Origin of the sequence: Streptomyces sp. NBC_00513 (assembly GCF_041431415.1) — a bacterium.
Classification (GTDB): domain Bacteria; phylum Actinomycetota; class Actinomycetes; order Streptomycetales; family Streptomycetaceae; genus Streptomyces.
Window position 1 is genome coordinate 3,546,854 of record NZ_CP107845.1, and the last position, 18,727, is coordinate 3,565,580.

Sequence of the window (18,727 nt, forward strand, 5' to 3'; positions counted from 1 at the left end):
GCGACGGAGGGCACTGCGGGCAGTGCGAGCAGTGCGAGCACTCAGGGCACTGCGCGCACTGCGGGCACGGATGGGCCCTCCCGGCCGGGCCGGGAGGGCCGTGCGATCAACCGACGGGGGTCAGCTCAGGCCTCTGCTGCGCTCGCCGATCCGGTCGCCCTGCGGAGTGCCGGCCCGCTTGAGGGCCGCCTTCGTGTGGGCTCCGCCCTTGACCTTGCTGCGGACCGGACCTTCGAAGCCGTGACCCTGCGTGCGTGGCAGTTGTACCTGCTCCGACGCCTTCGCGATCACTGCCTGGACGTCGTGCTTCTGCTCTTTGCTCATCCCGCCGTCAACTCCCTCGGGAAGCACCCAATCGGACTACTCGGATCGTATGCAGATATATCGACCCACGCACCCGGGCCGGGGGTAAAAACTCTCGATCATGGCCGGGACGGATCGGCCGGCGCCCGCGGCTCCAGGACCTCGTCGACCAGTTCCTGCGGGCAGGGCGTTCCCCGAGGGATCTGGTACTTCGCCGCGACCCGGTACTCCCCCGGGGTCGGCGCCAGCAGCTCGGTCCACACGTCGCCCACCGCGTCCGGGGCCGCCTTGAACAGGCACCCCGCGGTATTGGCGAACCGCTTCGGCCCGGGCTTCTTCGCCGAGGATCCCGCCTTGGAGTCGGCCGTCTCCTGCGGGGGCGCCACCGCCTTGCCCTGGGCGTCCACCAGCCCCAGCCACGGCGAGTGCGGGACGCGCACACTGACCCGGCCTGCCTGCTTCACGTCGATGACCAGCTGGTCGGCGCCCGCGCGCACCACCGTCGCGGGTCCGGCCACCAGATCGGTGGGGGCCTGCACCTGGAAGAGCTGCCAGTTCTCGTCGCCCCAGATCTGGTGGAGGTACGGCAGACCCCCGCGCACCAGCGTCGCCTCGTCCTTGCCGCCCTCGTCGGGTTTGTCCACGGGCAGTACCACGTAGTGCACGGCCCAGCGGCCCAGCCAGGCCCGGTAGCTCTCGGCGGTGAGCGTGTCGTCGTAGAAGAGCGGGTTGCGCTCCAGGTCCGCCTGCCGGTTCCAGCCGCGTGCCAGGTTGACGTACGCGGGGAAGGCGGAGGACTCGCGGTGGCTGCTCGCGGGCACGACCTCGACCCGCCCCCGGTCGGCGCCGGCCTTCTGGAGCCGGTCGACGAGGGGCGCCAGCTCCCGGTTCCAGGAGGCGAGCGGCGTGGTGCGGATGATGTCGGTGACGCTGTTGGTGGTGATCCAGACGTTCAGCCCGACGAAGGCGAGGAGGAGCGCGTACCGGCGGCGCGTGCGCGGGGCCTCGTACGGCAGGGCCGCGAGCAGCACCGCCCCGCCGAACAGCATGACGAGCCGGGTGACGTTCGACCCCACCTGGGAGTCGATCAGCCAGGTCAGGGCCACCCCGAGCGCGTACACGGCGGCGGCGATCCGGACCGTCTTCCACCGCTTCGGCACGAGGAAGACGATGACCAGGCCGAACACGAACGGCAGCCAGGCGGAGCCCAGCTTCATCGGTTGCGTTCCCGAGAAGGGGAACAGCCAGGCCGACAGGCCCACCACGGCCACCGGGGGCAGCCCCAGGGTGTACGCGCCCGGTCGCCGCTTGCTCAGGAACAGCGCGGCCGCGATCACCCCGAGGAACAACCCGGCGACCGGGCTGGCGGCGGTGGCGAGGCCGGCGAGCGGGGCCGCGACGGCGGCCTTCGCCCATCGCCGCTCGGCCCAGCCGCGCGGCCAGCAGAAGACCGCGGCGACCGCGCCGAGCGCGAACATCGCGCCGAGCCCGAAGGTCACCCGGCCGGAGAGGGCGTTGCACAGCAGCCCGTAGACCCCGGCGAGGGCCGGCCACAGCGGCTGCCGGACGGCGCCCCGGCAGCGCGTCAGGATCAGCGCGAGGAGCCCGGCCGACACCGTCCCGGCGATCATCATCGTGGTCCGGACGCCGAGCATGTGCATGAGGTACGGGGACACCACGCTGTACGAGACCGGGTGCATCCCGCCGTACCAGGCGAGGTTGTACGCCGTGTCGGGATGCCGGCCCACGAACTCGGCCCAGGCGTCCTGCGCGGCGAGGTCCCCGCCGCTGTTGGCGAAGGTGAAGAGCCAGACGACGTGCAGGACGGCCGCAACGGCGGTGGTGACGACCACGGGGTGCCCCTGCGCCCAGCGCAGGGCGAGGCGTGCCATGCCCGGCGGGCCACCCGTACCGGAACGAGAACCGGAACGTGAGCCGGAACGAGGATCGGGACGGGGATCGGAACGGGGATCGGAACGGGGATCGGAGCCGTCCGCAGGGAACGTTTCGGCATCGGTCGAGCCGGAGCCCGCGGTCCGGCCGCGCTGCTCCCGCTCCTGCCCGTACTGCTCAGCGGTGGTCACTACCGACGCTCTCTCCCCGACACCTGCGCGAGTACCGCACTCGCATCCAAGACGTGCTCAGGCGCCCCGGGGTTGCCCGGAGCGCCTGAACGAAACCCGTCCCCGGCGGTAGATCCCGCCCGGGGCGGCTCAGCCGACGCGGGTCAGCTTGCTGCCCAGGCTCGGGCTGACCAGGTCCTGCTTCAGGGCCACGGGCACCTTCACCTGACTGGCACCCTCGCCGATGGTCAGGACACCGATCTCCGTACCGGCCTTGGCGGTCTGCGGCAGCGGGCCGCCGCCCTCACCCAGCTTGACGTTGACCTTGAGCGACGGCCAGCCGACCGCCTCGACGTCGGCGGTGGCCACGACCGGGGTCCTGCCGCCGAGCCCGTCGTCGACGTACCCGACGACCTGGCCCTTCTTGACGACGTTCGCGCCGGTCAGCGTCTTCTGCGTGGCCAGCATGACGTCCTTGCTGGCCGCGATGGCGGTATCGAGGATGGGCACGCCGTGCTGACCGAGGACCGCGCCGACGATCAGCTGGTTCGTCTTGCCGACCTGCTTCTGGGCGGCGAAGAGCAGGTTGCCGCCCGCCTTGGTGGTGGAGCCGGTCTTGATCCCGAGCGAGTCGTTGTAGGGGATCAGGTCGTTGTAGTTGCGCCACGTCTTGCCGGACGGGTCGGTCCACCTCGGCAGCTTGGTGATCGCGATCAACTCGGGCATCTCGACGACCTTGAGACCCAGCTTGACCTGGTCCTCGGCGGTGCTGACCGTGGTCGCGTCCAGACCCGAGGGGTCCGTGTACGTCGTGTTGGTCATGCCGAGTTCCTTGGCGGTGTCGTTCATCTTCTTGACGAACGCCTCCTGGTCACCGCCGGAGTCCCAGCGCGCGAGCAGCCGAGCGATGTTGTTGGCGGAGGGGATCATGATCGCGGCGAGGGCGTCGTACTCCGAGATCTGGCCACCCTCCTTGAGGGTGTTGACGGTGGACTCCCCCTCGGAGTCCTTCCTGCCGTCGTCCACGGCCGTCTTGTCGACCGGGATCATCTCGCCCTTCTCACCCTTCTTCATCGGGTGGTCCTTGAGGATCACGTACGCCGTCATGGTCTTGGCGACGCTGCCGATGGCGATGGGCTTCTGCTCCCCGAAGGTGCCCACGGTGCCGAGGCCGGCGGCGGCCATGTAGCCCTGGCCCTCCTTCGGCCACGGCAGGACCGGGGCGGATCCGTCGAAGGTGAACGCGCTCTGCGCCGTCATCTTGAGCTGCGGCTCGGGCAGCGGGCGCACCAGCTGCACCACGGCGAGGATGATCACTAGCAGTGCGACGAGCGGGGCGTAGATCTTGAACCGCCGCGCGAAGGTGCGCAGGGGGCTCGGCGGCGGGGGCGGGTTGTTCGTGAGGTCCGCCAGCATGTCGAGCGGCGGCTTGGGCGGCAGCGGCTGCTGCGTGGTCCGCTCGCTGTCCTGCCTGGGCCCGGCGGGCGCGGGCGCCCGCTTCGGGGCGGACCCCGGGGCGGTGGGAGCCGGCTTCGGCGCGGTGGGCGCGGCGGGCCGGGCGCTGTCGCCGCGCAACGGCACGAAGGTACTGGCGCGCTCACCGCCGGCGCTCGGCGGTGCGGGCCGGTCGGCCTGCGCGGGCTTGGTGGTCGAGGGGGTGGCGGGGGCGGTACCGGGCTTCACGGCCCGGAACACGGCCGTACGCTCACTGTCCTCGGCCGACTTCCCCGCCGAACCGGAACCGGAACCAGACGCGGGACCTGAGCCCGGAACAGAACCGGAACCGGAAGCCGGGCCGGAACCGGCAGCCGGCTTCGGCGCCTCGGCGGCACCGGGACGCACCGCACGGAACACGGCCGTGCGCTCGCCGTCCTCGGTCGGCTTCGCGGGCGCGGGCCGGTCGGCCTGCGCGGACTTGGCCGCGGAGGGGGTGGCGGGGGCGGTACCGGGCTTCACGGCCCGGAACACGGCCGTACGCTCACTGTCCTCGGCCGACTTCCCCGCCGAACCGGAACCAGATCCAGAACCAGAACCGGAACCGGAACGCGGGTCAACGGCCGCACCCCGCCCCGCGGCAGAAGCGGAATCCGAACCGGAACCCGGCTTCGACTCCGACTCGGGCTTCGACTCGGGCTTCGACTCGGGCTGCGACTCGGCCCTCGACCCCGACGTGGGCTCAGGCTTCGGCTGTGTCTTCGGCGCCTCGCGGGCATCGTTCCTGAACGCCCGGAACACGGCGGTGCGCTCGCTGTCGGCGGGCCCCTCCGCTTCGGTCGATTTCTCGGCGGATGCGTCCGGAGCGGGCTTCACGACCCCGAACGCGGTCGTCCGCTGTTCCGCGGCGGCGGGCCTGTCGGCGGCCACCGGACCCCGCGCGGACCCGCCGGAACCCGAGGTGGAACCGGACTCTGAACCGGACTCCGAACCGGACTCCGAACCGGTCTCGGACTCGGAATCCGCTGCGGCATCGACGGAACCGGCCGTGGTGGTCGAGTCCACCCGACCGGATGACGCCTTCGGCTCGGGAGCAGCCTCGACCGGCTCGGCCTCCGCCTCCGGCTCGGCCTCGGCCGCAGCCGCGGCACCGGCACCGGCACCGGGGCGCGTGTCCCCGTCGCCGTCGCCCTCGCCGTCACCCTCGTCCGTGCCGCCGGAGCCCGCGTCGCCGCCGGCCTCGCCCTCCGCCGTACGCTCCGCGTCCGCCGACTTGGACGCGACCCAGGCCGCGACGGCCACCTTCAGAGGGTCCCGGTCGCCGGACTCGGGCTCGCGCGGTCGCAGGACCGAGAGCCTCGGGTCCCGTTCCGCGGAGGACGCGGCGGTGTCCGCCGCCCCCGACGCACCTTCATCTACCGACTTGTCGGGGGACTCGCCCGCCACCAGTTCCTCCTCGATCGACGTTCGGCCGCTGTCCGAACCGTCTAACAGTGTCCCGTCTCGGGGGCATCGCCCACCCGCTAGACGAGAACGACATAGATGCAGGTTCCCCCATAAACCGACCAGGCGCTCTCGACAGATGAATGTGAGAGGCGTCACCCTGTCACTCATCCACGCGGGGAGGCATGGATGGGCAGGAGCCGCAGAACAATTCCGGAGGAGCTTCTGTTGCTCGCCTTGGACCCGACCACGGGAACCACGGCGCAGCCGCAGTCGCTCGACCTCGGCCTGGCCGGGGCACAGCTAGTGGAGCTGGCTCTGGCAGGACGGATAGCCCCTGACGGGGATCGTATCGCCGTGGTGATGCCACGGCCGACAGGAGATCCGACTCTGGACTCCGCACTGGAACTGCTGCGCAGGCGCGGCAGCCCGGTTCGGGCCGTCCACTGGATCGGCGGACCCCGACTGGGGCTCCGTCAGATTTACCTCGCTCATCTGGAGCGTTGCGGCATGGTTCATGCCGTCGCGGGACAGATGTGCGGGGTGTTGCCGACGACTCGCTACCAGGCGACCGACACGGCGATCAGCCGGGAGATCCGTGCCCGGCTCGACAGTGCGATCCGCACCGGTGTACCGCCGGACCCGCGGACCGCGGCGCTCGCCGCACTGGCCCACGCGGTCGGACTCGGCAAGCACCTGTACCCCGGCAACGAGGGGCGGTCGTCCAGGTCCCGGTTGCGGGACCTGATCCGGCACGACCCCATGGGCGGTCTGGTGGCGCACGCCGTCATGGACGTCCAGAACGGGGTGGCGGCACAGCCACGTCGTGACCGCGCACCTGCGCCGGCATCCGCCGCGCGGGCTTCGGCCACCTCCGCGACCGGTGCGGGCGGTGTCCCGATGCAGCCGCGTCGGACAGGTGCGATGGCCCGTGCGGCCGCGCACTGACCGCCGGGTGACAAGCAGGACCCGCAGGAACGGCAGGACCGGCAGAACCCGCACGACCAGCACCACCGGCACCACCCGTGGGACCCGCGACACCCCTTGATCCATCCGCGGCCCACACGCGCACCGCTCGACCGAACGCCATCGCCGGAACCGGCCGTCCCCCAAAGACCCGGTTCGGGAACCGCCAGCGCGCGGGGTGGCGGGGCCGGCCCACCCGGTCCCGCCACCCCGCGCGTCTGTCTTTTCCGCACGTCCGGCATTCCCGCGCGGCTGTCTTTCCCACGCGGCTGCCTTTCCCACCCGTTCCCCAGCGCCACCACGCCCTTCGGTGGCAGTCTGCTGAACATCAGGCACGCAGAGAGACAGAAACAGAGCCAGAACGAGAAGAAGAAGGCGGAGGTGCCGTTTCCGTGGCGTCCAATGTCAATCCCACCGTCCGACGCCGCCGACTGGGCATGGAGTTGCGCAAGTTGCGCGAGGACAAGGGCATGACGGCCGAGCAGGTGGCCGAGCGCCTCCTCGTCTCCCAGTCGAAGATCAGCCGACTGGAGAACGGTCGGCGCTCGATCAGTCAGCGCGATGTCCGCGACCTGTGCGACGTGTACGAGGTCGAGGACCGCCGACTCGTCGACTCCCTGATGCAGATGGCCAAGGACTCGCGCCAGCAGGGCTGGTGGCACGCCTTCGGCGACATCCCGTACAGCGTCTACATCGGCCTGGAGACGGACGCCGCCAGCCTGCGCACGTACGAGCCCCAGATGGTCCCGGGACTGCTCCAGACCCCGGACTACGCCCAGGCCCTGATCCGCGGCGCGTTGCCCGAGACCGCGCCGCAGGACGTGGAGAAGCGCGTCCAGGTCCGGATGCACCGCCAGAAGCGGCTGTCCGAGACGGACAACAACAATCCGGACGTCGGTCCGCTCCGCCTGTGGGCGGTCATCGACGAGGCGGCGCTGCGCCGGCACGTGGGCGACGCGCAGTTGATGATCCGACAGCTGGAGTACTTGATAGAGCGTTCGGAGGAGCCGTACATCACCGTGCAGGTGATGCCGTTCTCGATGGGGGCGCACCCCGGCGTGAACGGCCAGTACGCGATTCTGGAATTTCCCGACGCCTCGGACTCGACGGTCGTCTACATCGAGGGTGTCACGAGCGACTTGTACTTGGAGAAGGCCAACGACGTTCAGAAGTACAGCGTGATGTACGAGCACCTTCGCGCCCAGGCTCTCAACGTCGACCAGACCCGGCAGTTCATCTCGGAGATCATCAAGCACTACGCCGGCAAGTAGCGACAAATGGGGAGGAATCGGTCCCGGTGACAAGGGAGGCCGTACGGTACACCGTCGCTCCCCGGCCACATAAGACCTGACCTGAATATGCCACTCGGTCGAGTGAACGGCCCCTTCAGCCGTCGGAAGGTGCGGGTAGCGTCGATCACGTCGGCCGGGGAAGTGGCCGACACGCCATCGGAACTACTCGCCGAACCGGAGAAAAACATGGCTATTCGTCAGGGTGCCACGGACAACTGGACCAAGTCCTCTTACTCCGGAGGAAACGGCGCCTGCGTCGAGGTCAAGTCCCCCGTGATGGAATCCATCGCCGTGCGCGACTCGAAGGTGCAGGACGGACCGTCGCTCACCTTCGCGCCGGGTTCCTGGAACTCCTTCGTCTCGGACGTCGTCGAGGGTCGGCCGGGGCGCCTCGTCTGAACGTCGAGGCGACCTTCCCGACGATCCCTACCGCCGCGTCGCCGGCACCACCCGCGTCGCCGGCACCACAGGCACCACCAGATTCACCCGCACCACCAGATTCACCAGCACCACCAGCACCACCCGCACCACCCATCGGAGCCCTCTCGACCGACCCGCCGTCTTGGCCGAGGGGGCTCCGTCGTGTCCGCGCCCCGGGTCAGCGCAGCTGATCCACGTACCGGTCGGTGCCCGGCACCGTGGGGATGAACGGCGCGACCAACTCCACCCGCCCCAGTCCCGTCTCCGCGACCTCGGTCTCCCAGCCCCGGAACCGGTCCCAGCAGGTCCGCGGGTCGGCCTCCAGGAACCACAGCAGTGTCAGCCGGGTGTCGACCCCCTCGACCTGCTTGACGTACGTCATCCGGTCGCCGGGCAGCGGTGTAGGCCGGAAGACCGTCACCATCGCTGCGGGCCCTCCCGCCAGCCGCTTCGGCAGGGCCCGCGAGCGCAGCCACTCCAACAGTTCGGCCCGCTGTTCGGGCCCGTCGGCGTCGACGACCTGGAGGACCAGGCCGGCGTACGGGTGGTCGAGGGCGTGGAAGTCCCGGGGCCCGGCGGCGCCGTCCCGGTAGACCGTGGCCGCATGGTTCTGGAAGGCGGTGAAGACGTGGGTGCGGTCCTGGTAGACCCGCCCGTCGCGGTTGAGGCGCTTGTTGATGCCGACGGTCCACTTCATGTGCTCGTCGTAGCGGCCCCGGGTGACCCAGTACGTGGAGAGGTAGCAGCCGGCGCCGACCGGCTGCGCCACCGCCGACTTCTCGGGGTAGCGCAGCTCCTGGAGGTCCCGCGTGGCCACCCAGCGGCGTCCGGCGTACATCCAGGGCATGGCCATGGCGCCCGCGTAGTAGTGGTCGTCCTCGTACCAACGGTTGTACGCGTACTCGTGTCCGGGGTGCGGCTCCACCATGGTGATCAGCGCGTGGCCGGGGCGGACTCCGTAGGGGCCGACGGCGGCGAGCGCGGCGTAGTCGTCGGGGCGGGTGTCCGGTGCGTGCTCCTGCTCTTCTGCGGTCATGACACCGGTGTATCTGATGCTGCGTCAGTTGTGGAGGGGTCGGGCACCCCCGCCGCCGAACCAGGGTGGGAGACCGTGGCGTCGGCAGGTCCGCTTTCCCGGGCTCCCGCCCCGCCGGCGCTCACTGCCCGGCGGGGCGCTCACTGCCCGGCGGGGCAGGACCGCGTCCCGGCGGGAAGCCGGCCGTCGACCAGGAAGTGGTTCGCGTAGTCGCGTACGCACGGGGATTCCGCGTACCCGGTGTGCCCGTCGCCCTTGAAGTCGAGGATCACCGCCGAGCCCAGCCGTCGGGCCGTCTCCTCGGTCCACTCGTACGGGGTCGCCGGGTCGCCGCGCGTGCCGACGAGCAGCATGCGCGGGGCTCCGGGGTCGTCGATCTTCCGGATGAAGTCCGTGCCGGGCGGGCGGCCGTAGCAGGACAGGACGGTCAGCAGCTGGTTCGGCCCGAAGATCCGCGATGCCGCGAGGAACGCGTCCCGCAGGCCCTCGACCTCCTTGCGGACCGCTGCCGAGGTGGCCGTGTCGTCGCCCCGGTCCGGGTCGTCGGCGCAGTTCACGGCGGTCTGCGCGGCCGACCCGTTGTCGGCGGGCACCTTCACCCGGCCCTCGTTCTGGTCCTGGTCCTGGTCCTCGTCCTGGTCCTGCGGGGGCGGCTCCATAGGGCCGCCCAATTGGAGCAGGCCGATCGGGTCACCGCGCTCGACCTCCTTGAGGCCGTCCGCGAGCGCGGGCCACAGCTTGCGCGAGTACAGGGCGGTGCCGACGGACGCGACCACGTCCTGCCCGGTGAAGTGCGAACCGTCCTGTCCGACCAGCGGTTCCTCGTCGAGCCGGGCCACGAGCGCGTCGACCTTCCGCTTGGCGGTACGGGTGTTCGTGCCGTACACGCAGTCGCTCTGGCGGGTGCACCAGCCGAGGAAGTGGTCGAGGGCGCGCTGCTGCCCGCGCGCCGACATCAGGGCCTGCTCGGCGAGCGGCTCGGTGAGGGTGTCGACCCCGTCGAGGACCATGCGGCCGGTCGTGCGGGGGAACTGCGCGGCGTACACGGCGCCGAGCCGGGTGCCGTAGGAGAAACCGAGGTAGTCGAGTTTCTCCGCGCCGAGGGCCCGGCGGATGACGTCCATGTCGCGGGAGACGTTCACGGTGCCGATGTACGGGAGCACCGGGCCGGAGTGCAGTGCGCACCGCCGGGCCACGGCCCGCAGGGCGGCGAGCCGTCCGGCGGCGTCGTGCGGGGCGAGGGCGGGGTCGGTCTCCTGTGAGCCGCCGCAGGAGACGGGCTCGCTGTGCCCGATGCCTCGGGGGTCGAAGGTTACGAGGTCGCGGTGCTTGCCGAGGTCGGCGAAGAGGGTGGGGTCGGCGGCGAGGGAGGCGATGCCGGGGCCGCCGGGGCCGCCGAAGTTCAGCAGGACCGGCCCGCGGGACGCGCCCTGCGTCGCGGGTATCCGGGCCACCGCCAGGGTGACCGTGCCCTTCGCCGGGGCGGCGTGGTCCAGCGGCACGTCCAGCGTCCCGCACCGCATGCCGTCGGGTATCGGCCGTTCGGGGCAGTCGCCCCAGCGGATGCGGGGCGGCGCGGGTCCGTCGGTCGCCGGCGGGGTCGCCCCCAACGACACCAGCACGAGCCCGCAGGCCGCGACGGCGGCACGGAACCAACCACGGGTACGGCGCACGAGCCCTCCTCGGGCAACCCCCCTACCCTGCCGGCCCACCCTAACCGCGCCCCGCCGACTCGGCCCGTCGACGGCTCGGGCCCGGCGGGGGCCCCCGGGGTTCCGGCACCGGCCCCGCTCAGCCTCGGCCGCGGTAGAGGGCGTTGATCTCGCGGTCGAACTCGCGCGACACCACGCCCCGCTTCAGCTTCAGCGACGGCGTCAGGTGGCCCCGCGCCTCCGTGAACTCGCCCGGCAGCACGACGAAGCGTCGGATCGATTCCGCGCGCGACACCAGCTGGTTCGCCTCGTCCACCGCCCGTTGTACGTCGGCCCGCAGTTCCTCGTCCTCGACCAATTCCCGCATCGGCATGGTGGTCTTCTTCCGCATCTGCCGCCAGTGCGCGAGCCCCTCCGGCTCCAGGGTGACCAGTGCCGCCACGTACGGCCGGTTGTCGCCGACGACCATGCACTGGCCGACCAGGGGGTGGGCGCGCAGCCGGTCCTCCAGGAGGGCCGGGGCGACGTTCTTGCCCCCGGAGGTGATGATCATGTCCTTCTTCCGGCCGGTGATCGTCAGGTATCCGTCCCGGTCCAGTTCGCCGATGTCCCCGGTGGGGAACCAGGCGCCCGGCTCCGCCCAGGCCACGTTCCAGTACCCGGCGAAGACGTGGCGCCCCCGCAGAAGCACCTCGCCGTCGTCGGCGATCCGTACCCCCGTCCCGGGGAGCGGCCAGCCGACCGTTCCCAGCCGGGGCTTCAGCGGCGGGGTGATGGTGGAGGCGGCGGTCGTCTCGGTCAGTCCGTAGCCCTCGAAGACCTCGACTCCGGCGCCGGTGTAGAAGGCGGCGAGCCGCCGCCCCAGGGGGGAGCCGCCGCTCAGGACGTAGCGGACGCGGCCGCCCAGGGCCGCGCGGATCCGCCGGTAGACGAGCGGGTCGTACAGGGCGCGGGCGGTGCGCAGTCCGAGGCCCGGGGGGTTGCCCTCGACCGCCTCGCCGAGGCGCTCCGCGATCCGTGCGGCGCGGTCGAAGGACGAGGCCCGGCCCATGCGCTCGGCGGTGGCGCGCGCGGTGTTGTAGACCTTCTCCAGCACGTAGGGGATGGCGAGGAGGAACGTCGGGCGGAAGCCGGCCAGGTCCGCCAGCAGGTCCTCCGTGGCGATGCTCGGCGCGTGGCCCAGTTTCACCCGCGCCCGCAGGCATCCGACGGCCACCATCCGCCCGAACACGTGGGACAGCGGCAGGAAGAGCAGGGTGGCCGCCGGTTCCTCGGTCTTGGCCCGGAAGACGGGGTGCAGGAGTTCGACCGCGTTGTCCACCTCGGCGAAGAAGTTGCCGTGCGTCAGTACGCAGCCCTTGGGCTGCCCGGTGGTCCCCGACGTGTACACGAGCGTCGCCACGTCGTGGGGTGTACGGCCTCTTCTGCGTTCGTGCACCAGTGCGTCGGGGATGTGTTCCCCGGCTTTGACGAGCCGGGCCACGGCGCCCGTGTCGAACTCCCACAGGTGCGCCAGCCACGGCAGGTTCCCGCGCTCGCCGCTGATGATCCGCGCCTGCACGGTGTCCTCGACGGCGCAGGCCACGGCTCCGGAGTCGTGGATGATCCAGCGCGCCTGGAGGGCGGAGGAGGTGGGGTAGATCGGTACGGTGACCAGCCCGGCGGCCCAGCCGGCGAAGTCCAGCAGCGTCCATTCGTACGTGGTCCGCGCCATGATGGCGAGCCGGTCCCCGGGGCGCAGCCCTTCCGCGATCAGGCCCTTGGCCACGGCGAGGACCTCGGCCGCGAACTCGGCGGCGCTCACGTCCCGCCAGGCGCCGTCCGGGCCCTTGCGGGCGAGCACGGCCTCGGCGGGGGCCTGGGCGGCGTTGTCGAAGGGGATGTCCCCGAGTGACCCGTGCGGGGGCGGCCCCACCAGCGCGGGTACGACCACCTCGCGCACCACACCGTCGATCACGGTCTTGACGGGTTCGACGAGTTTCGGCCCGGCCTGCTGCACGACAGTGCTCACGGCGCGCGCTCCTTCGGTTCGGCAGGAGTTACCGCCGGTAATTTACGCAGGGGTAACTGCTGCTGACCACCCCCCGCACACGCTCCGACCGGCACATTCCCACCTCGCACACAGCACGCACACACCACGGACCCGCCGTCCGAGGGGGCCGCGCCGGCCCGCCCGGGGAGCGCGGCCGTCGGGCCGTCACCCCCGGGTGGCGCGGTGGAGGTCGCGAAGCAGGGCGATCTCGGCCCCGTGGTGCAGGAGTTCCTGGTTGACCCACCAGACGATGTCGACGAACGGATCCTCCACGTCGCTGCCGTGCGGGTAGGTGCAGTACCCCACGGTGTCCAGCGCGGCGTCGTCCACGCCCGCGAGCGCCTTCCGCCAGGCCTCGGAGGCCGCCTCGAAGTCCGCGACCGCCGTGGCGGCGTCGCCCTTGACCCGGTAGTCGTCCCGGGTCAGCGCCCGGCTGCCGGCCACGTGGTCGGCCCGCAGCGTCAACATTTCGGTGAGGTGGCTCAGGCGCCAGGCGATGGTGGTGAACGGAGGCGGCGCGGGGTGCGGGTAGGGCGCGGCGTCCCGCCCCCACTCGCCGGCGCCGGCCAGGTGGGTCGCCCGCGCTCCCGGCCCGTCCGAGCGGTGACGCACCGACCAGCAGCCCGCCACCGGCTCCCAGAAGTACTCCTCGTCGGTCATCGGGCCGACCTCGGTGTCCGACCCGTCGCCGCTGTCCATGACGGGCCCGGCCAACCGGCCCAACAGGCGCTCGCGGGCGAACTCGAACTGCTCCAGCAGCGGGGTCACACGGGAGGGGGTCTCGGGGGATGGGCTCACGGGGTCACTCCTGTGGATGAACGGCTCGCCCCGAGGCGGGGGGGCGATCGGGTGACCCGCCAGGCTGTCACAGCCTCCGCCGCACCGCGCCCCGATTACGCGCCGGGCCCCTCAGCCGCCCGCGCCGCCGCACACGTCCCCGCGCATGTCGCCGTACACGGCCTCGTACGCGTCCTCGTACACGGCCTCGTGTTCGCCCCCGTGCGCGTCGCCGTACATGTCCCCCTGCGCGTCGCCGTGTTCGTCCTCGTACGCGTCCCCGTGTTCGTCCTCGTACGCGCCCTCGTGCTCGGCGGGGTCGATGGCGCGATGCGAGCGCAGGGGCTCGCAGTCGCCGCAGAGCGCCTTCGGGTCGGCTGACCGGAAGCAGCGTTCGCAGCCGTCGCAGGTGATCAACGGGTCCGGCGGGACATGGCGCGGTCGGACCGGGGCCGGCGGGAGCACGGGCGGCAGGGACTTCTCCAACCGGAAGGCGAGCAGGGACGCCGCGTGCCGCAGGGGGTGCGGAAGGTCCGAGGTCAGCGCGCGCTCCACCGCCTCCGGGTGGACCCCGCGTTCGAACCAGGCCGAGACCCGGGGCGCGAGACGACGCACGTCCTCCTCGGAGAGCAACAGCCGGGGGTCGACGCGACGCAGCCCCGCCAACAGGTCGATGGCGACCGGGTCGAGGGGCGCTTCGGGCTCCGGCTCCGGCTCCGGCTCGGACTCGGACTCGGCGGGCTCCCGGCCCGACTCCTCGAACGCCTCGAACCCCCCGGGCGCCTCGAACTCCTCGAACCCCTCGGGCACCGGCCCGCACACCCCCGGCTCCGGCGCCCGCTCCACCGGGGACGGACGAGGCGCCCGAGGCGGACGGGACGCCCGAGGTGGACGAGGAGAGCGTGCCGGTCGCGCGGCTCGGACGGTGGCCTCGGGTACCGCACCCGGCTGGTTGTGCCAGTACGTGAGGGTGGCCATCCGCCCGTCCGGCAGCCGGACGACACTCCGCTCCAGGTACCCGTGCGCCTCCAACTCCCGCAGGGCGGAGGCGAGTCGGGTCACCCCTTCGGGGAAGTGCTTGGACAGCTCCTTGATGCCGACCGGTGAACCGGCGCGCAGCGACTGGATGTAGAGCCCGACCCCGCGTGCCAGCCCGGAGAGTTCGCGGTGTTGGGCGAGGTGGTTGCCGACCACCGTGTAGCGCGAGGTGTGTCGGGTGGTGACGTGTTGGACGCCGGATCGGTGGGTCGCCGGGCGAACCCGGGACGACGCGCGCGGGGGCGCGTTAAGCTGCCGCGTATCCATGGGGAAGGGCTACTTCCTTGATGGTCAGGCCCTCGTCCGGGATGCCAGTCCCGGCGGGGGCCGTCTCGTGTTCTGGAGTTGTCGCGGCGAGCATATGTCAGGCAACCCCACCGAAATCCAGCCCGGTTGGCATGGTTCACCCGTCCGAGCGACGGGAGGCCGGGAGGGTTGGTCGGGGTCATTTCACCCTCTCCGTACTTGGAAGTACAAGGGTCCAGACGCGCCAGGTCCCGGTTGACCGAGATCCGGCTCCGACCTGGCCTTTCGTGGGGACAATCACCCCAAAACACCCTCGGGAAATCACCCGGACGGGAGCCCCGCGGGCACCCGACACCGGCGGCCGGCCGAGCAACCGGGACACGAAGCACCGGCACGCCCCCGGGTACGGGAAAAACACCGCGGCCCCCGCCCGGACGGGGGCGGGGGCCGCGATGAGTACGCGTCCTGCGAGCGGCGAGCACCCGCACGGCCGGACGGATCCGGCAATCAAGCGGTCAGGCGGTCCGACGGCCAGGCGTTCAAGCGGTCAGACGGCCAGGCGGTCAGGCCGCGACCGCAACCGGTGCCTCGGCGCGCTCGTCGGCACGCTCCTCGGACGGCTCGTCGAGCGGGGAGGACGACGCGGTGGCGTAGGCCTCCTTGTCCAGGATCCCCTCGCGGGCCGAGACGATGACCGGGACGACGGCCTGGCCGGCCACGTTGGTGGCGGTGCGCATCATGTCGAGGATCGGGTCGATCGCCATCAGCAGGCCCACGCCCTCCAGGGGCAGGCCCAGCGTGGAGAGGGTCAGGGTCAGCATGACCGTGGCGCCCGTCAGACCGGCCGTGGCGGCGGAACCGACCACCGACACGAAGGCGATGAGCACGTACTCCTTGATGCCCAGCTGCACGTCGAAGATCTGCGCGATGAAGATCGCGGCGAGCGCCGGGTAGATCGCGGCGCAGCCGTCCATCTTGGTGGTGGCGCCGAACGGGACCGCGAAACTCGCGTACTCCTTCGGGACGCCGAGGCGCTCGGTGACCTTCTGGGTGACCGGCATGGTGCCGACCGAGGAGCGGGAGACGAAGGCCAGCTGGATGGCCGGCCAGGCGCCCTTGAAGAACTGGATCGGGTTGACCTTGGCGACCGTGGCGAGGAGCAGCGGGTAGACGCCGAACATCACGAGCGCCGAGCCGATGTAGACGTCGGCGGTGAAGGTGGCGTACTTGCCGATCAGGTCCCAGCCGTAGGTGGCGATGGCGGTGCCGATGAGGCCGACGGTGCCGATGGGCGCGAGGCGGATGACCCACCACAGGGCCTTCTGCAGGAGCTCCAGCACGGACTCGGCGAGGCTCAGGACGGGCTGCGCCTTGCTGCCGAGCTGGAGGGCGGCGATGCCGGCGACGGCGGCCATGAAGACGATCTGGAGCACGTTCAGCTCGGTGAACGGCGTGATGACGTCGGTGGGGACGATGCCGGTCAGGAAGTCGATCCAGGAGCCCTGGTGCTTGGGCAGCTTGCCGTCCTGCGGAGTGAGGCCGGTGCCGGCGCCCGGGTTGGTCAGGAGGCCGATGGCGAGGCCTATGCCCACCGCGATCAGCGACGTGATCATGAACCAGAGCAGGGTGCGGGAGGCGAGCCGGGCGGCGTTGTTCACCTTCCGCAGGTTGGTGATGGACACCAGGATCGCGAAGAAGACGAGCGGGGCGACGGCCAGCTTCAGCAGCTGGACGAAGATGTCGCCGACCTGCTCCAGGGTGGTCTTGAGCCAGCTGACGTCCTGACTCTTGGCGAGCCAACCGAACAGGACACCGAGCACGAGACCGGTGACGATCTGCGCCCAGAAGGGGAACTTGAACCTGGCCTTGGCGGGAGCCTGGGCCTGGGGGGTCTCGGACACGGACACTCTCCGGGGGACGCACAGGGAAACGGGGTGGTGGTTCTGCGGTGATGCGGTGCGGCAGCCAGAAGGGGGCCGGCCGGGACCGCTGCTGTATCGATTCAGCTCAACTCGGTGACAACGGTTCAGCGACAGCAACAGGCCGCGGACACGCGGCGGCAGAGGTCGACGTGCAGGCGCGCCACGAGCGGGACGCTCGCGGTCATCTGGTGCGCAGCTGTGGTCAACATGTTGAACACGCTAACACTTCGCCTTTGAGATTCTCAAAGGCGCCCTTTGAGCCAGGCCGGCGCGGGACTCGCGCCGACCGTTCCGGGAAACACCAACGCCCCAGCGTTACGGGCGGTATTCCCGTTGCTGGGGCGGTTCGGTGTGTGATGAAACCAACAGGGGCCCGAGCCCCCGGGGACTAGCTCACGCGGGCCGCGTCATCGGCCGAGTCCTCCTGGCTGCGGTTCGCGGCCAGCTTCTCCTTCGCACCCGCGACGCGTCCGGAGATCTGCACGGACATCTCGTCACGCTGCCTGCGCAGCAGTACGAAGGAGAGCGGCGCGGACAGCACGAGGGCGAGCAGCACGAGCCACGCGACGTTGGCGTCGCCCAGCCCGGAGGGCACCCAGCCCAGACGCACCAGTGCGGCGACGAGGACGAGGCATCCGACGAAGATGCCCAGGCGCATCGCGGTGTAGCGGATCGTCGCGCTCGGCTTGAGGGACACGGTGACCCCTTCTCTCTCGTCTTCGTACATCGGCACGTGCCCGTCCAGTGAAGCACGCCGGGCCTACGGGCAAGGCGGCCGGGGGTTGTCCACGGGGACGATCCGCAGGAAAGACAAGGGGATCTTGAGCGTCGCCGCGCTCTTCGCATCCCACAGGACCGCTGTTCCGCCCGCGTCTCCGAGCGAGAGATACGAGCGGTTCGGGTCGAGCGTCCCGCCGTCGACCGGCACCTGGGCCAGGTCCTTGACCGTCGAGACGCAGACCCATTCGGGCCTGATACCGAAGTAGCGGGTGGGCGTGCCGCCCTTGGAGGCCTCTGCGACAGCACGCTGCCCCTCCGACACGGCCGGGAGGAAGGCGAGTCCGACCACCCCCGTGAGAAGGGCCAGGATGCTGGCGAAGACGGCAGCGGAATAGCCCATCCAACGAGCGCTGATCATGTGGTGCGTGTGGCGCATATAGCCGAGCAGAGCGGGTGCAAGGAGCCAGATCGACGCAGCAGCCAGGACCTTCAGCGCCGCCAGCAGGCGCATAGTGGATGGCACGTCCACATCTTCAAGATCGAGATCGAAGGCGTCGAGATACAGGGCGGGAAGGGAAAGCCCGAGGCCGGTCAGCCCCAGAGGAACGATGGACAGTGCAGCGGGCAGCAGCCACGGAAGCATGCGATCCCAGCTCGACTGACGCGCCAGAAGGCGCATACCGGTGATCACCCAGTAGCCCAGCATCATGCCGATCACAACGGTTCCAAAGCCCATGGACTTGTCTGGCGCCGTCAGTACGGTGAACGCGCCGAAGGCCGCCGCGCCGATGACCGCGAATGCCCCGAGCCCGTAGGCAGCCGCCGCTGACGAGCGATCAATAGACCGCTGGGCGATCAGGACAGCTGCACACAGCGCCGCGAGCAGGAGCGGAGCCACCGGCCACCAGTACCCGCCACCCGCGCGTCCGAACGCAGCGATCCAGGCTCCACTGAGCAGCGCGACGAAGGCCGGATATCGCATCATGCCGAGCCGCCTCGTGGGCCCACGCCGCAGAAGCGGGTCCGTGACCGTACGGGGTCTGGCGTTCATGGAGTGGCGTACACCTACGTCGGTCGGGGAGTGCGCACCGGGCATCGGGCGGACGGCCACGGCCATGGCCGCCGCCTCGTCCACCGCACGCACCTGCCGGCCCGTGTCCCTGGTGCCGAGAGTGAGGGCGGACCACGCTCCGAGACGCTCACGCAAGCGCCTAGCGGGTGTCCCAGCACCTGGGAGACCACTCGTACCCTTCTCGTACACATACCAGAGGGGCAGCTCGACGGGATCCCTCTCGACCGGCTGGACGGCGATGACGACAAGGTCCAGACCCAGCCGATCAGAGACGGCCTCCAAGTGCTCGCGCGCGGCCGTAGCGGCGCGGA

At 71.0% G+C, this 18,727-nt stretch carries 14 protein-coding genes; 3 read left to right on the forward strand and 11 right to left on the reverse strand.

The features are described 5' to 3' along the window. Positions 1-120: 120 nt before the first annotated feature. The 3 genes from OHA84_RS16350 to OHA84_RS16360 form a co-directional block, all read right to left on the reverse strand. Positions 121-324, reverse strand: coding sequence for a hypothetical protein (locus OHA84_RS16350; protein WP_234350270.1), 204 nt, complete (start codon positions 322-324; stop codon positions 121-123). A gap of 98 nt (positions 325-422) precedes the next feature. Next, positions 423-2,387 carry an MFS transporter gene (locus tag OHA84_RS16355; RefSeq protein WP_371591395.1) on the reverse strand — a complete coding sequence of 655 codons (1,965 nt, stop codon included), beginning with the start codon at positions 2,385-2,387 and terminating at the stop codon, positions 423-425. A 129-nt stretch (positions 2,388-2,516) separates the two neighbouring features. Further along, positions 2,517-5,246, reverse strand: coding sequence for a hypothetical protein (locus tag OHA84_RS16360; RefSeq protein ID WP_266971057.1), 2,730 nt, complete (start codon positions 5,244-5,246; stop codon positions 2,517-2,519). Between the two features lie 186 nt (positions 5,247-5,432). Here OHA84_RS16360 and OHA84_RS16365 point away from each other — a divergent pair, with 186 nt between their 5' ends. The 3 genes from OHA84_RS16365 to OHA84_RS16375 all read left to right on the forward strand — a co-directional run bounded on the left by OHA84_RS16365 (position 5,433) and on the right by OHA84_RS16375 (position 7,900). Further along, a complete protein-coding gene (locus tag OHA84_RS16365) occupies positions 5,433-6,191 on the forward strand; it encodes a GPP34 family phosphoprotein (protein WP_053682499.1) in 759 nt (252 codons plus the stop codon). A 410-nt stretch (positions 6,192-6,601) separates the two neighbouring features. Then, positions 6,602-7,480 (forward strand): helix-turn-helix transcriptional regulator, encoded by an 879-nt coding sequence (locus OHA84_RS16370; protein WP_053682498.1) that lies wholly within the window; start codon positions 6,602-6,604, stop codon positions 7,478-7,480. 207 nt (positions 7,481-7,687) lie between these two features. After that, positions 7,688-7,900 carry a DUF397 domain-containing protein gene (locus OHA84_RS16375; RefSeq protein ID WP_053682497.1) on the forward strand — a complete coding sequence of 71 codons (213 nt, stop codon included), beginning with the start codon at positions 7,688-7,690 and terminating at the stop codon, positions 7,898-7,900. Between the two features lie 199 nt (positions 7,901-8,099). Here the strand turns inward: OHA84_RS16375 and OHA84_RS16380 are convergent, their stop codons facing one another. From OHA84_RS16380 to OHA84_RS16415, 8 genes are all read right to left on the reverse strand, one after another. Next, entirely contained in the window at positions 8,100-8,957 is an 858-nt protein-coding gene (locus OHA84_RS16380; RefSeq protein WP_266971054.1) for a hypothetical protein, read from the reverse strand. Between the two features lie 140 nt (positions 8,958-9,097). Then, positions 9,098-10,630 carry an alpha/beta hydrolase gene (locus OHA84_RS16385; RefSeq protein WP_266971052.1) on the reverse strand — a complete coding sequence of 511 codons (1,533 nt, stop codon included), beginning with the start codon at positions 10,628-10,630 and terminating at the stop codon, positions 9,098-9,100. A 118-nt stretch (positions 10,631-10,748) separates the two neighbouring features. Next, the gene (locus tag OHA84_RS16390; protein ID WP_266971051.1) at positions 10,749-12,620 is read right to left on the reverse strand and encodes a long-chain fatty acid--CoA ligase; all 1,872 of its coding nucleotides are present in this window, start codon (positions 12,618-12,620) and stop codon (positions 10,749-10,751) included. 186 nt (positions 12,621-12,806) lie between these two features. Beyond that, positions 12,807-13,439 carry a DinB family protein gene (locus tag OHA84_RS16395; RefSeq protein ID WP_053682494.1) on the reverse strand — a complete coding sequence of 211 codons (633 nt, stop codon included), beginning with the start codon at positions 13,437-13,439 and terminating at the stop codon, positions 12,807-12,809. Between the two features lie 111 nt (positions 13,440-13,550). Further along, positions 13,551-14,723, reverse strand: a complete 1,173-nt coding sequence (locus OHA84_RS16400) for a helix-turn-helix domain-containing protein (protein WP_266971049.1) — start codon at positions 14,721-14,723, stop codon at positions 13,551-13,553. A 542-nt stretch (positions 14,724-15,265) separates the two neighbouring features. Beyond that, positions 15,266-16,609, reverse strand: a complete 1,344-nt coding sequence (locus tag OHA84_RS16405; protein WP_053682492.1) for a dicarboxylate/amino acid:cation symporter — start codon at positions 16,607-16,609, stop codon at positions 15,266-15,268. Positions 16,610-17,012: 403 nt separating this feature from the next. After that, positions 17,013-17,321, reverse strand: a complete 309-nt coding sequence (locus OHA84_RS16410) for a DUF4229 domain-containing protein (RefSeq protein ID WP_266971047.1) — start codon at positions 17,319-17,321, stop codon at positions 17,013-17,015. 63 nt (positions 17,322-17,384) lie between these two features. Continuing rightward, complete coding sequence (locus tag OHA84_RS16415; protein WP_266971046.1) at positions 17,385-18,329, reverse strand: hypothetical protein; 945 nt, start codon at positions 18,327-18,329, stop codon at positions 17,385-17,387. Positions 18,330-18,727: the final 398 nt, after the last annotated feature.

Coding starts and splice junctions, on each gene's coding strand:
- OHA84_RS16350 (WP_234350270.1), bottom strand. CDS start 324: ATGAGCAAAGAGCAGAAGCACGACGTCCAGGCAGTGATCGCGAAGGCG.
- OHA84_RS16375 (WP_053682497.1), top strand. CDS start 7,688: ATGGCTATTCGTCAGGGTGCCACGGACAACTGGACCAAGTCCTCTTAC.
- OHA84_RS16380 (WP_266971054.1), bottom strand. CDS start 8,957: ATGACCGCAGAAGAGCAGGAGCACGCACCGGACACCCGCCCCGACGAC.
- OHA84_RS16415 (WP_266971046.1), bottom strand. CDS start 18,329: ATGATGCGATATCCGGCCTTCGTCGCGCTGCTCAGTGGAGCCTGGATC.
- OHA84_RS16365 (WP_053682499.1), top strand. CDS start 5,433: ATGGGCAGGAGCCGCAGAACAATTCCGGAGGAGCTTCTGTTGCTCGCC.
- OHA84_RS16400 (WP_266971049.1), bottom strand. CDS start 14,723: ATGGATACGCGGCAGCTTAACGCGCCCCCGCGCGCGTCGTCCCGGGTT.